Origin of the sequence: Cyanobium sp. CH-040 (assembly GCF_024346135.1) — a bacterium.
Classification (GTDB): Bacteria; Cyanobacteriota; Cyanobacteriia; order PCC-6307; family Cyanobiaceae; genus NIES-981.
Map to the genome: position 1 here is coordinate 40745 of NZ_JAGQCJ010000018.1, position 10830 is coordinate 51574.

The 10830-nt window shown below is 71.1% G+C and carries 16 protein-coding genes and 2 pseudogenes; 10 read left to right on the forward strand and 8 right to left on the reverse strand.

From position 1 onward, the window contains the following. Positions 1-104 precede the first annotated feature (104 nt). Complete coding sequence (locus tag KBY90_RS13615) at positions 105-290, forward strand: hypothetical protein (RefSeq protein WP_254969200.1); 186 nt, start codon at positions 105-107, stop codon at positions 288-290. Positions 291-336: 46 nt separating this feature from the next. On the opposite strand, the gene KBY90_RS13620 is transcribed toward KBY90_RS13615, so the two are convergent. Genes KBY90_RS13620 through KBY90_RS13630 form a run of 3 tightly spaced genes read right to left on the reverse strand, consistent with a single transcriptional unit; the run spans position 337 to position 2884 of the window. Beyond that, positions 337-1041, reverse strand: a complete 705-nt coding sequence (locus KBY90_RS13620; RefSeq protein WP_254969201.1) for a TrkA family potassium uptake protein — start codon at positions 1039-1041, stop codon at positions 337-339. Positions 1042-1061: 20 nt separating this feature from the next. Continuing rightward, on the reverse strand, positions 1062-2486 hold the full coding sequence (locus tag KBY90_RS13625) for a potassium transporter TrkG (protein ID WP_254969202.1): 1425 nt from the start codon (positions 2484-2486) through the stop codon (positions 1062-1064). After that, positions 2483-2884, reverse strand: a complete 402-nt coding sequence (locus KBY90_RS13630; protein ID WP_254969203.1) for a hypothetical protein — start codon at positions 2882-2884, stop codon at positions 2483-2485. The genes KBY90_RS13625 and KBY90_RS13630 overlap by 4 nt, the downstream gene beginning before the upstream one ends. 45 nt (positions 2885-2929) lie before the next feature. Here KBY90_RS13630 and KBY90_RS13635 point away from each other — a divergent pair, with 45 nt between their 5' ends. Both KBY90_RS13635 and sepF read left to right on the forward strand, forming a co-directional pair. After that, positions 2930-4156, forward strand: coding sequence for an NAD(P)-binding protein (locus KBY90_RS13635; RefSeq protein WP_254969204.1), 1227 nt, complete (start codon positions 2930-2932; stop codon positions 4154-4156). A gap of 13 nt (positions 4157-4169) precedes the next feature. Next, positions 4170-4460 (forward strand): cell division protein SepF, encoded by a 291-nt coding sequence (gene sepF / locus KBY90_RS13640; RefSeq protein WP_254969205.1) that lies wholly within the window; start codon positions 4170-4172, stop codon positions 4458-4460. A gap of 22 nt (positions 4461-4482) precedes the next feature. On the opposite strand, the gene KBY90_RS13645 is transcribed toward sepF, so the two are convergent. Beyond that, positions 4483-4704: a hypothetical protein gene (locus KBY90_RS13645; protein WP_254969206.1), complete on the reverse strand. Its 222-nt coding sequence runs from the start codon at positions 4702-4704 to the stop codon at positions 4483-4485. Positions 4705-4855: 151 nt separating this feature from the next. Between KBY90_RS13645 and KBY90_RS13650 the strand changes: the two are divergent. Further along, a pseudogene (locus KBY90_RS13650) lies at positions 4856-5008 on the forward strand (chlorophyll a/b-binding protein); the annotation flags it as partial. 111 nt (positions 5009-5119) lie between these two features. Continuing rightward, positions 5120-5248, forward strand: a complete 129-nt coding sequence (locus KBY90_RS13655) for a hypothetical protein (protein WP_254969207.1) — start codon at positions 5120-5122, stop codon at positions 5246-5248. Positions 5249-5258: 10 nt separating this feature from the next. Here the strand turns inward: KBY90_RS13655 and KBY90_RS13660 are convergent, their stop codons facing one another. Both KBY90_RS13660 and KBY90_RS13665 read right to left on the reverse strand, forming a co-directional pair. Next, complete coding sequence (locus tag KBY90_RS13660) at positions 5259-5885, reverse strand: hypothetical protein (RefSeq protein WP_254969208.1); 627 nt, start codon at positions 5883-5885, stop codon at positions 5259-5261. Positions 5886-5889: 4 nt separating this feature from the next. Further along, a complete protein-coding gene (locus KBY90_RS13665; protein ID WP_254969209.1) occupies positions 5890-6237 on the reverse strand; it encodes a helix-turn-helix domain-containing protein in 348 nt (115 codons plus the stop codon). 174 nt (positions 6238-6411) lie between these two features. Here KBY90_RS13665 and KBY90_RS13670 point away from each other — a divergent pair, with 174 nt between their 5' ends. The 4 genes from KBY90_RS13670 (at position 6412) to KBY90_RS13685 (ending at position 8599) form a co-directional block, all read left to right on the forward strand. Next, positions 6412-6924 (forward strand): NADPH-dependent FMN reductase, encoded by a 513-nt coding sequence (locus tag KBY90_RS13670; protein ID WP_254969210.1) that lies wholly within the window; start codon positions 6412-6414, stop codon positions 6922-6924. An 87-nt stretch (positions 6925-7011) separates the two neighbouring features. Further along, on the forward strand, positions 7012-7761 hold the full coding sequence (locus KBY90_RS13675; RefSeq protein ID WP_254969211.1) for a pirin-like bicupin family protein: 750 nt from the start codon (positions 7012-7014) through the stop codon (positions 7759-7761). Next, on the forward strand, positions 7758-8234 hold the full coding sequence (locus KBY90_RS13680) for a Hepatitis C virus core protein (RefSeq protein WP_254969212.1): 477 nt from the start codon (positions 7758-7760) through the stop codon (positions 8232-8234). The genes KBY90_RS13675 and KBY90_RS13680 overlap by 4 nt, the downstream gene beginning before the upstream one ends. Positions 8235-8323: 89 nt before the next feature. Continuing rightward, complete coding sequence (locus KBY90_RS13685; protein WP_254969213.1) at positions 8324-8599, forward strand: hypothetical protein; 276 nt, start codon at positions 8324-8326, stop codon at positions 8597-8599. A gap of 7 nt (positions 8600-8606) precedes the next feature. Here the strand turns inward: KBY90_RS13685 and KBY90_RS13690 are convergent, their stop codons facing one another. After that, positions 8607-9173 carry a DUF2808 domain-containing protein gene (locus KBY90_RS13690; RefSeq protein WP_254969214.1) on the reverse strand — a complete coding sequence of 189 codons (567 nt, stop codon included), beginning with the start codon at positions 9171-9173 and terminating at the stop codon, positions 8607-8609. A gap of 66 nt (positions 9174-9239) precedes the next feature. Next, positions 9240-10601, reverse strand: coding sequence for a glutathione S-transferase family protein (locus tag KBY90_RS13695; protein ID WP_254969215.1), 1362 nt, complete (start codon positions 10599-10601; stop codon positions 9240-9242). Here KBY90_RS13695 and KBY90_RS13700 point away from each other — a divergent pair. After that, positions 10600-10830 (forward strand): annotated as a pseudogene (locus tag KBY90_RS13700) (phycocyanin subunit beta); the annotation flags it as partial. The gene KBY90_RS13695 and the pseudogene KBY90_RS13700 overlap by 2 nt on opposite strands.

The window sequence follows — 10830 nt, forward strand, 5'->3', positions numbered from 1 at the left end:
CCCTTCTCCCGCCGTGATCCGCCGGGAGAAGGCCAGCGGGTCGCGCGTCGACCCTCAGCAGCACAGGCGGTGTGAATCCATATCCAGCTCAACAGGCCGTGACCATGTCCATCCATTCGAAGTCCAAGACCCCGCCGTCCGGCGGTTCCCCCCATCCGCTCCCGACCCGCCCCGCTGCCCCCCGGCCCTCCGGCCGGGCTGGGATGCCGGGCTGCCCGCTCCGCCCGGCGGCCCATCGCCCCGCCGCCGAACCGCCGCTCACCTGGGAGGAGCTGCTGGGCCGCCGCTGATCTCCCCCTGCGGCTGCGGCTGCCCCTGCTGCTGCCGGGCTGGGCGTCAGCTCCCGGGCAGTTTCGCCAGGGCCTTGGTGGCGCCCATCACCACCAGCAGCTCGCCGGCCTGGAGGATGTGGGAGGCGGGCGGATTGACGGTGAGGTCGTTGTCGGGGCCGGCCGCCAGCACGCTGATGTCGTAGTTCTTGCGCAGGTTCAGGTCGCGCAGCGACTGGCCCACGAACACATCCGGCACCCGGATCTCCTCGATCGAGTTGCGGTCGTCCAGGCGCAGCCGGTCCAGCAGGTTGGGGCGCACCAGCTCCATCCCCAGCCGGTGCCCCTGCATCTTCGAGGGGAACACCACCCGGTCGGCCCCCACCCGCTGCAGCATCTTCATGTGCAGGTCGGTGGTGGCTCGGGCGATCACCTGCTGCACCCGGCTGCCCTCGCTGTCCTTGGCGATCAGGGTGGCGGTGACGCTCACCTCGATCGGTTCGCTCATGGCCACCACCACGGTGCGCACATCCAGCACGCCGGCCTCGCGCAGGGCCTCCTCATCGGTGCAGTCCACCACCCGCGCCTGGATGGCGGGATCCAGCTGCCGCAGCGCGTCCACGGCCTTCTGGCTGTTGTCGATGGCCAGCACGTCGCGGCCGGCGTCGCTCAGCTCCCGGCACACGGCCGTGCCGAAGCGGCCCACGCCGATCACCGCGAAGCCCCCCTGGGAGGTGCCTTCGGCGGGATTCCAGTGCCACCAGTTGGACATCGCTGCTGCTGCGTGAAGAGTCAGATGTAGAGCTCCTCGCGGGGATATCCCACCCGCGGCTGGGGCCGGCTGCCGTAGAGGGCGGAGAGCAGCAGCAGGATGCCCAGTCTGCCCACGAACATGCCCACCATCAGCACCAGCTGGCCCCAGCGGTTGAGCTGGGCCGTGACGCCCAGATCCAGGCCGACGGTGGCGAAGGCCGACATGCAGGTGAACAGCCGCTCCAGGAAGCTGAATTCGGTGCTGCCCGGCGCGCCGCTGCTGGTGGCGCCGAGCCCCAGCACCAGGGCCATCAGCAGCACGAAGATCAGGGAGGCGATCGTCACCCCGATCGCTCGCAGCACCACGGTGGCGGGGATCTGGCGCTGGTGGATCACCACCTCCTCGCGGCCCTGCAGGGTGGAGCGGGTGGCCCCCATCAGGGTGGCGAAGGTGGTGGTCTTGATGCCGCCGCCGGTGCCGCCGGGGCTGGCGCCGATGAACATCAGCACGATCAGCAGCAGCAGGCCGGCATCCGAGCAGGTGGCGGAGGTGAGCGCCACCGTGTTGAAGCCGGCCGTGCGCGCCGAGATCGACTGAAACAGGGTGACCTGCAGCTTCTGGCCCAGCCCCAGCGGCTCGATCACCCCGCCGATCGCGAACTGCTCGGTGAACAGCAGCCCCACCATGCCCACCAGGATCAGGATCAGGCTCGTGCGCAGCACCAGGCGGGTGTGCAGGTTGAACAGCCGCAGGCTGAGGTTGCGGCGCAGGTTCCTGAACCGGCGACGGTTGCTCCAGAGGTCGTTGACCACCCGCCAGCCCAGGCCACCGGTGACGATCAACAGGCCGATCACCCCGTTCACCACCCCGTTGTCGCGATACCGCATCAGGCTGTCGCTCCACAGCCCGAAGCCGGCGTTGTTGTAGGCGCTGATGGCGTGGAACAGGGAGGCCCAGAACCGCTCCACGGGATTGCTGATGTCGGTGAAGCCGAAGCCGTAGAGCACGGCCGTGCCGGCGACCATCACGCAGCCGCCACTGACCAGGATGCGGTTGAAGGTGGGACCGATCCCGCCCACCCCGAATTCATCCAGGGCCCGGCCCCGGTCGAACCGGGTGCGCAGGCCGCCGCGGCCCTGCACGAAGCCCTGCAGGAAGGTGGTGATCGCCATCAGACCGACGCCGCCGGTGATGATCAGCCCTGCCAGCAGCAGCTGGCCGGCCAGGGTGAGGTCCTTGCCGACGTCGATGATCGACAGCCCGGTGACGGTGATGGCCGAGGTCACCGTGAACAGGGCTTCCCAGAGACCCACCTCGTCGCTGGAGAACACCGGCAGGGACATCAGCACCGTGCCCGCCGCGATCACCAGCGCTCCGGTGATCGCGGTGAACTGCGGCACCGTGAGTTGCTGCCGCCACTGGCGCAGGTGATGCCAGCGCGCCCCCAGCTGAGCGCCTCTCATTGCCCGGGGGCTGGGCGCGGCGGCGGGGCGGGCCCGTCACGGTCCGAGCGGAACACCACGGCCAGGTTCGGCAGGTGGGTGTGCACCAGGTCCACCAGCCGCTGGAAGGTCCTGCTCGTGTCCGGTGCGCGCGTGCCCATCGGTTCGCGGCTGAGCAGCACCAGTTCCAGCAGCCGCCCGTCGGCGTGCGACTGCACGTCGGCGAACAGCTGCATGCGCTGGTTCTCCGCTCCGTTCCTGAGCAGGGCACCGAGGTGGGCGGGGGTGCGGTGGTCCACGTCGGCGTGCAGCGCGTCCAGCACCGGGGCCAGGCACTCGAGCAGACCGCCGCCCCGCTCGCCCGGGGTGGCCGCAGGCTGGGTGCCGGTTGGCTTAAGAACCAGCAGGAACCGGGCCATGACTGCCTTGATCGGCTAAGACGCTACAGCGTGTGGTGTTTCCGGATGCCTCGCCCCGCCCCGGAAACGATTGCCGTGATCGGCGCCGGGGTTTCGGGCTGCGCCCTGGCGGCCCAGATGCGCCGGCTGGGCCATCGGGGGCCCTTGTCGCTGTGGGAGACGGGGCGCGGAGCGGGCGGTCGGGCCGGCACCCGGCGCTCCCGGCAGGATCCGCTGCTGGCGGTGGACCACGGCGCGCCCCTGCTCAACATCACCGCCGAACCCGCCCCGGAGCTCCTGGAGCCGCTGCTGGCCGGGGGCTGGATCGAGCCCTGGAGCGAACCGGTGGCGATGCTGGAGGGGGAGTCGCGCCTGAACATCGGCCGCCCGGATGCCCTCGGCATCGGCCGCCTCTACCGCGGCCGCGCGGGCATGGATCAGCTCAGCCAGGGACTCCTGCAGCTGGCGGGGCGCGATGTGCACGGTCATTTCGGGGTGCTCGTGCGCCATCTGGAGCGCACGCCCGCGGGCCGCTGGCAGCTGCGCGATGCCGCCGGCCAGCTGCTGGCGGAGGCCGACTGGCTGGTGCTGAGCGGCACGCTGCTGGCCCACCCCCGCAGCCGCCTGATCTTCGGCTGGCCGGAGGTGCCCCTGGAGCGCGCCACCCGGCACCTCCAGGATCTGCAGCTGGCCCATGCCCTCACCACCATCGCCGGCATCCGGTTCGAGGCCCGCACCAACCTGCTGCTGGTGTTCGCCGGGGAAGCGGCCATGCCCTGGCGGGCGCTGCCGTTCCGGCTGGTGAACTTCGATGCCGCCGCCCAGCAACGCTGGGGACTGCGCCGGATCAGCATCCAGCCCCTCGAGGACGGTCGTTGCGCCGTGGTGGCCCATTCCAGCCATGCCTTCGCCGCTGACCATCTCGACGTCTACGGCGTCGGTTCGGCGGTGGCCCGCCAGCTGCAGCTGCCGTTGGAGGAGGGACGGGAAGCGGAGGTGATCACCGCCCTCGGCGACGCCCTGGTGCAGTGCCTGGCGCCGTGGATCGGCGGGGTGGATCCCGAGCAGGCCGAGCCCCGGCTGATGCGCTGGGCGGCCGCCTTCCCCCTGCCCCCCGGTCTGCCGCCATCGCTCACGCTCTGCCCCTCCAGCCGGGTGGGGTTCTGCGGCGATTACATCGACGGTGTGGGATTCGCCCGCATCGAGGGTGCGCTCCACAGTGCCGAGCAGCTCGCCGCCGACCTGCTGGCCGCGGCGCCGTCAGACGCCCCCTGGCGGCCGGCCCGGAGCTGACTACCGTGGCGCCATGTTCAGCCCCTTCGGCGATTGGCTCCCCGAGGTGGTGGTGTTCCACCCCACCCGTTTCGAGGATGCCCAGCTGATCGTGCACACGGTGCGGGAACACAAGACCGCCGTGGTGCACGCCGGAGCCATGGAGCGCAGGGAGGCCCAGCGGCTGATCGATTTCGTGGCCGGCGGTGTGAGTGCCATGGATGGCCGGGCCGAATGCCTCGATGACCTCACCTTCGTGTTCACCCCCGACATCGTGCAGCTCACCCGCGACGGCGGTGGCAGTGGTGGCGGGCCCGGGCGCTGACGCCGCCGTCAGTCGACTGCGGTCAGAGGGCGGCGGCCACGGTGCTGAGCAGCAGCCAGCAACCGGCGGGGGCCTGCTTCTCCACCAGCAGGGTCTGTTGGCTTTCGCGGGACACCAGCAGGGCGAAGGCTTCGGCGGCGTCGCGACTGGAGAAGCGCGGGGCCTGCACCTGATGGGGCACGCTCTGCTCGCGCTCCACGCGCTGGCGGACGCGGTAGGGACCCTGGCAGTCGAACTCGTGCATGGGCTCGATTCTGCTGGCGGCGATGGCCCAGAGCCTCGGGATTCGGCTTTTCATCGGAATTCCCACAACTGCTCCGCCTGGCATGGGAGCGAGCCGGCGAGGGCCGCGTTGCCATTGCTTCACAAGGCGTTACACTTCTGGAAACAACCCGTTACATCCCATGGGCGACTCCTCCTCCCGCTTCGGTTTCGTGGCCTTCGCCGAAACCTGGAACGGCCGTCTGGCCATGCTCGGCTTCGTGATCGGCCTGGCCACCGAGCTGCTGACCGGCCAGGGCATCCTCTCCCAGATCGGTCTGGGCTGATCCCGGCCGCCACCGCAACTGCACTCTGCAGCCTCGCCCTGCTTCAGGCCCCCCGGCTCCGGCCTGGGGGTCTTGTCATGTCAGCGTGATCGTCCCGCCTGTCCCCCCGCCATGGCCGGTCCCGGAAAACCCTCCAGCCAGGAACCATCCGCCGCAGTGGTGAAGCTGCAGATCCTGGCGGCCGTGTTCCTGCCCATGCTGCTGCTGGGCCTCTGGCTGCGCTCCCAGGGATTCTGGTGAGCGTCGCTGGCTAGTCGCCGCAGCCCCGTTCCACCACCGTGCGGCGCAGTTCGTTCAGTTCAGGCGAGGGCGGGGAGCGCCGATCGAACAGCAGGGTCCAGGCCAGGGGCACGTCCTGATCGGCCAGGGCCTGTTCGAAGGCCGCCAGCCAGGTGAGCGGGTCGCTGCCCAGGGCCTCGAGCAGGCGCAGGGTCTCCTGCATGCGTTGCGCCGATGCCCCCACCAGCTGCACGTGGGCGAAGGCCTCGGGGGACGCGCCCAAGGGCCGCATCTGCAGCAGCACGGGTTCGTCCGGGGCGATCGGATCGGTGGGCCACAGCATGGGCGTGAGGATCGGCTTGGCAGCACTGCCCCGCAGCTGCCAGGGGTCGCGGTTCAGCCGCTGGATCTGCAGCTCCAGCAGCGGCTCCACCAGCACCAGCACCGGCTCGGGGGTGAGCACGAGTCCGTAGGCATCCAGCTTGTCGAGGGCCTCCACCCGCGGTGCCACCACGCACACGGCCACCCCCGGGTCGCCCTCCCGGCTGCCCGCCACCGAACCCGGATCCGAGCCGCCCAGCATCAGCACCGCCAGGCAGGCGACCAGCCACGGCACGCGCAGCGGCGAAGCCGCGGGCAGGGAGCCTGATCCGCCCATCGGCTCAGTCCCCGGCCCGTGAACTGATCCGCTCGCCCCAGGCGTGCAGTTCCTCGAGCACCGGAATCAGCTCCCGGCCCAGGTCCGTGAGGGCGTAGTCGACCCGGGGGGGCACCTCGGCATGGATGTGGCGTCGCAGCACGCCATCGGCCTCCAGGTCGCGCAGCTGGCTGGTGAGCACCTTCTGGCTGACGCCCCCGAGGGCCCGCTGCAGTTCCGAGAAGCGTCGCACGCCGTCCAGCAGTTCCCGCAGGATCAGCAGCTTCCAGCGACCCTGGATCACCCGGAGCGCCAGTTCGGCCTTGCAGTGGCCGTGATCGTGCGAGTCCTGAAAGCCCGTCTGTTCCTCCACGTCATCACCTCGTCTAGGGCCTGTCGCTGGCGGGCCCGGTGCGGGCGGGCCCAGTGCCGGTCCAGGCGTTACCGCCGGGTGACCGACCCACTTCTCTGTGCGTTCTTGTGCCGTCGCCGGCCCATGGCACAGCATCCAGGGATCATCACCGGCCCATCCTGGCGCCCCAGTTCCATGACCGACCTGCTCGTGATCGCCGCCAGCAACGGCGAGAACCTGACCCTCGCCGGGCGCTTCGCCGCCGCCGCCCGCCACCGGGGCCGGAGCGCCGAGGTGCTCGACCTCACGGCGCTGGACCTGCCGCTGTTCACCCCCCGCGCCCTCGCCGCGGGCATGCCCCCGGGGCTGGCGGATCTGCACGGGCAACTGGTGGCCGCGCCCCGCTGGGTGATCTGTGCGCCGGAGTACAACGGCTCGATCCCGCCCGTGCTCACCAGCGCCATCGCCTGGCTCTCGGTGCAGGGGGACGACTTCCGGGCCCTGTTCAACGAGAGGCCCGTGGCGATCGCCACCCACTCCGGCGGCGGCGGCCACACGGTGATGGCCGCCCTGCGGCTGCAGCTGGCCCATCTGGGCGCCCAGGTGGTGGGTCGCCAGCTGGTGAGCACCGGCGCCAATCCCGCCAAGGACAGCTCCATCAGCGATCTGGTGGAGCGCCTGCTGCGCCTGAGCGCCCCAGGGAGTTGAGCCCCCCCTGGGTTCCGCTCCGTCTGCATCGCTCCGTCTGCACAGCTCCGTCTGCACCGCTTTCTCCGTCTGTCCGCTCTTCCAGCCATGACCAGCACAAGCCCCGCCAGCGCCTTCACCGAGCCGGCCCTGTTCCGGCCCGCCGCTGAACGCTTCCACAGCCAGCTCGACTGGCTGGACAGCTGGCACACGTTCTCCTTCTCCAGTCACTACGACCCGGCCTGGATGGGCTTCGGGCCGCTGCGGGTGATCAATGACGACACCATCGCCGCCGGCCGGGGCTTCGGCATGCACCCCCACCGCGACATGGAGATCGTCACGGTGATGGTGGAGGGCCAGCTCAACCACCGCGATTCGCTGGGCCACGCCGAGGTGCTGCGGGCCGGGGAGGTGCAGCGCATGAGCGCCGGCACCGGCGTGGTGCACAGCGAGGTGAACGAGGGCAGCCAGCCCTGCCGGCTGCTGCAGATCTGGATCGAGCCGGCCGAGGTGGGCATCCCCCCCGCCTACGAGCAGAAGCCCTTCGCGATCCACCCCGGCTGGACTCCCCTGCTGGACCCGCAGGGGCGGGAGGGGGCGATGGCGATCCGCCGGGAGGCCTGGCTCTGGCGGGCCCAGCCCGGGGCGGGAGAGCTGCTGGAGCTGCCACGCCTGGATGCCGGCTGCGAGCCGCCCAGCCACACCTGGCTCCAGGTGATCGAGGGTTCGGTGCAGCGGCCCGGCTCCACCCCGGAGCTGCTGCGCCGCGGCGACGGGCTGGGCTGGCGCGGGGCTGGAAGCGGAGCGCTGAGGGCAGGCAGGATGGGGGCCGATCTGCTGCTGTTCGCGCTGCGATGAGAGGGCCTGAGCGCTCGCCCGCCCGATCCCCCCTGGAGCCCGTGCCCGGCCAGCGGTTGTCCCTGGCCAGGTCCCTGGCGATGCTCCAGCCACCCCGCGGCTACCTCACCCTGGCCTGGCTGGGGCTGGTCACCAACGTGCTGGTGATCCCCCTCACCCTGGCCCTGATCCTGGGTCAGCCCACCTGGCGCGTGGTGCACATCGCCGTCGGTTCGGCGGCGGTGCTGCCCACGGCGGCCGTGGGCATCGTGGCCTCGGTGGCGCTGCTGCGCTGGCGCGCCTGGGGGCAGATCCTGGCGATCGTGGCGCTCTCCCTGAGCCTGGCGGTGGCGATGCCCTACGGCATCGTGCGGCTGGCTTTGCTCAGCGAGGGCCGCCTGCTCACCGGTCTGCTCTCCGTGCTGCTCTGGGGGGTGATCACCGCCACCCTGATCTTCTGGTGCCGCCCCTGCATCCGTCGCTACCTGGTGTGACCTGCACCTGATCCCGCAGATGTTGTGAAGGTGACAGTCACCAGCTGTCACAACAGCCATCATCAGGTCATCATGTGCAGACAGGCGCGATGACCGACACCCTCAGCCCGCGCCTGGCCCACCAGCCTTTGCGGGCGCAGGCCAGGCGGTTTCAGCAGCACGTTCGCTGCTACCGCCTCGTGGACGGCGGTGGCGCGCCCCATCCCGTTCTGGACGACCTCTACGACTCCCTCGAGACCGCCTGGGCGGAGGCCATCGGCTGGTGGCAGAGCCAGTTCGGCCCGGGCCACGAACCCGTCGAGATCGGCGTCGAGGTGAGCACCGCCAGCGGTGACTGGCGCACCGTGCGCTTCCCGGGAGGCTGAGGGCTGGTCAGCGCCAGTCCGGCCTGTAGATGCGCAGACGGGCCGATCCCAGGGAGGTGGGATTGGGGTTGGGGCCATCCGGGAAGGCCGTCACCTGGAACAGATAGGTGCCCGGCATCGAGGGGTTGAACCAGGGCTTGAGCATCACCGTGACCGTGGAGCCCGGGGGAACCGGCTGCGGGAAGCGCACGCGCACCTCCCCCTCCCGCGGCATGAACTCGGCCTCCACCGGAATCGGCGCTCCCCCGCCCCGCGGCCTGCCCAGGAAGGCGCGGGTTCTGTCCGGGCTGAAGGGGAGATTGGAGTCCGGCCCCTCGCTCTGGCGGATCTGCAGCCCACCCAGGGAGGCGCCGGCGGCCGGGTCCAGCTCCACCGTGAAGAAGTACTCGGCGAGGGGATCGCCGGCGTCGGTGCGGTAGCTCACCAGATCCACCTTCCAGGGCGGGCGGGCGAAGTAGGTGGATCCCCTCAGTTCCAGCGCCAGGGCCGGTGCCAGCACCGGAGGCGCCCCCGGGGCCCCCAGCCAGGGAGCGACGCCGAGGGCCAGGCAGATCAGGGCCCCGGTGCGGGCCATGGCGTTCTGGGTGGCTGATGCAGCCTAAGGCTGATCAACCGGAAGGCTGATCAGCCGGAAAGCCCATCAACCGGATCGGCTCACCAGCTGGCCGCCGGCGCCCGGGCTGGCCAGAAACGGTCGTGGATCCTGATCGCGGCGGTGCCGCAGCGGCAGGGGATCGCCCTGGGCTGCGGGGGTGAGAGGGTCGAGGGCCGCGGTGGTCTCCAGGGCCGTGCGCAGCAGCCGGGCGGCATGCAGCGGCATGTCCCGCGGCACGCTGATGCGGTCGCGCAGGTGACGCAGGCCGCCGGCACTGCCCGCCGGCGGGGCGATCGCCCGGCCCTCGATCAGCCGGGTGAGCGCGCAGCGCAGGGGCAACTCGAACCCTTCGTTGCCGAGCGGATTGCGCTCCAGCAGGGTGGCGCGATGGCGCAGCACCCGGGCCAGGGCCACGGCCGCGGCACGCGCCGGCAGCGGCTGGCTGGTTTCCGGATCCAGGCCATTGCTTTCCAGGATCGGCCAGGGGCCCTGGTCGATCCGCCGGGCCAGGGCGCGCTGCTCTTCGCTGCCGTTGGCATGACAGCCGCCCATCTGCGGCGGCAGGTCGTGGGCGTGGGTGTGGAAGTCGCTCTGGGTGCCCAGGTAGGTGGGGCGCTCCTCCAGAGCGCGGAACCAGCGGTCGATGGCCGGGTGTGCCTGCCGCAGCAGGAACCCCTTGTAGTAGGCGAGCGAGGCGTTCATGCGCTCCACGTAGGGCACGAACACCAGATCGGCCGTGCCGGGCTGATCGCCGAGCAGGAAGGCTCCAGGCCGACGCTCCAGCTCCCGTTCCATGGCGCCGGCCAGCTGCTGGAAGCGGTCGCGGGCCCGGGCGCCGGAGCCGGGATGGTGGGGGTAGCAGAGCCATTCGCACCAGGCGCGGAAGAGGTCGCGCTCCAGCCGGCGCAGGGGCAGCACGGCGGGATCGTGCATGCCGGGGCCGAGGCTGCCGAAGCTGGCTTCGAGGGCCTCGAGGATGCGGTCGCTCTCGGTGATCAGCCGTCCGTCCAGCTCCAGGGCCGGCAGCATGCCCGAGGGCACCAGGCGCCTGTACCAGCCCTCCTTCTCGCCGTAGCAGAACATCGTCACCTTGCGCACCCGGTAGGGGATGCGCCGCTCCTCCAGCCACAGCCACACCTTCTGGCAGTACGGGCACCAGGCGTGATGGTCGCGGTAGAGGGTCACGCGCACGGCGCTCTCCGGCTGGCCGAACAGGCGCAGCAGGGCCTGGGCGCTGGTGGGGCCGTCGACGGGAGCGGCGCCGCTCTGCCCGGCTGTGGCGGCAGGGGCCAGCTCCGGGGGAACCAGGGACTCCAGCTCGGCCCAGCCGAGGGGCTCGCCCGCTCGCGCTGCGGCGGCTGCGGTTTCTAGGTTCGGATCACCCACCACCGCCTTCCGGGTTTCCATGTTCGACGCCTTCACCAAGCTGGTTGCCCAGGCCGATGCCCGGGGTGAATTCCTCAGCCCCGGCCAGATCGATGCCCTGGCCGCCATGGTGGCGGATGGCAGCAAGCGGATGGATGCCGTCAACCGCATCACCTCCAACGCCTCCGCCATCGTCACCAACGCGGCCCGCGATCTCTTCGAGGCCCAGCCCGCCCTGATCGCCCCCGGCGGCAACGCCTACACCCATCGC

Coding starts and splice junctions, on each gene's coding strand:
- KBY90_RS13645 (WP_254969206.1), bottom strand. CDS start 4,704: ATGCACGAGTTCGACTGCCAGGGTCCCTACCGCGTCCGCCAGCGCGTG.
- KBY90_RS13620 (WP_254969201.1), bottom strand. CDS start 1,041: ATGTCCAACTGGTGGCACTGGAATCCCGCCGAAGGCACCTCCCAGGGG.
- KBY90_RS13630 (WP_254969203.1), bottom strand. CDS start 2,884: ATGGCCCGGTTCCTGCTGGTTCTTAAGCCAACCGGCACCCAGCCTGCG.
- KBY90_RS13655 (WP_254969207.1), top strand. CDS start 5,120: ATGGCCGGTCCCGGAAAACCCTCCAGCCAGGAACCATCCGCCGCAGTG.
- KBY90_RS13685 (WP_254969213.1), top strand. CDS start 8,324: ATGACCGACACCCTCAGCCCGCGCCTGGCCCACCAGCCTTTGCGGGCG.
- KBY90_RS13635 (WP_254969204.1), top strand. CDS start 2,930: ATGCCTCGCCCCGCCCCGGAAACGATTGCCGTGATCGGCGCCGGGGTT.
- KBY90_RS13615 (WP_254969200.1), top strand. CDS start 105: ATGTCCATCCATTCGAAGTCCAAGACCCCGCCGTCCGGCGGTTCCCCC.
- KBY90_RS13690 (WP_254969214.1), bottom strand. CDS start 9,173: ATGGCCCGCACCGGGGCCCTGATCTGCCTGGCCCTCGGCGTCGCTCCC.
- KBY90_RS13660 (WP_254969208.1), bottom strand. CDS start 5,885: ATGGGCGGATCAGGCTCCCTGCCCGCGGCTTCGCCGCTGCGCGTGCCG.
- KBY90_RS13675 (WP_254969211.1), top strand. CDS start 7,012: ATGACCAGCACAAGCCCCGCCAGCGCCTTCACCGAGCCGGCCCTGTTC.
- KBY90_RS13625 (WP_254969202.1), bottom strand. CDS start 2,486: ATGAGAGGCGCTCAGCTGGGGGCGCGCTGGCATCACCTGCGCCAGTGG.
- sepF (WP_254969205.1), top strand. CDS start 4,170: ATGTTCAGCCCCTTCGGCGATTGGCTCCCCGAGGTGGTGGTGTTCCAC.
- KBY90_RS13670 (WP_254969210.1), top strand. CDS start 6,412: ATGACCGACCTGCTCGTGATCGCCGCCAGCAACGGCGAGAACCTGACC.
- KBY90_RS13680 (WP_254969212.1), top strand. CDS start 7,758: ATGAGAGGGCCTGAGCGCTCGCCCGCCCGATCCCCCCTGGAGCCCGTG.
- KBY90_RS13695 (WP_254969215.1), bottom strand. CDS start 10,601: ATGGAAACCCGGAAGGCGGTGGTGGGTGATCCGAACCTAGAAACCGCA.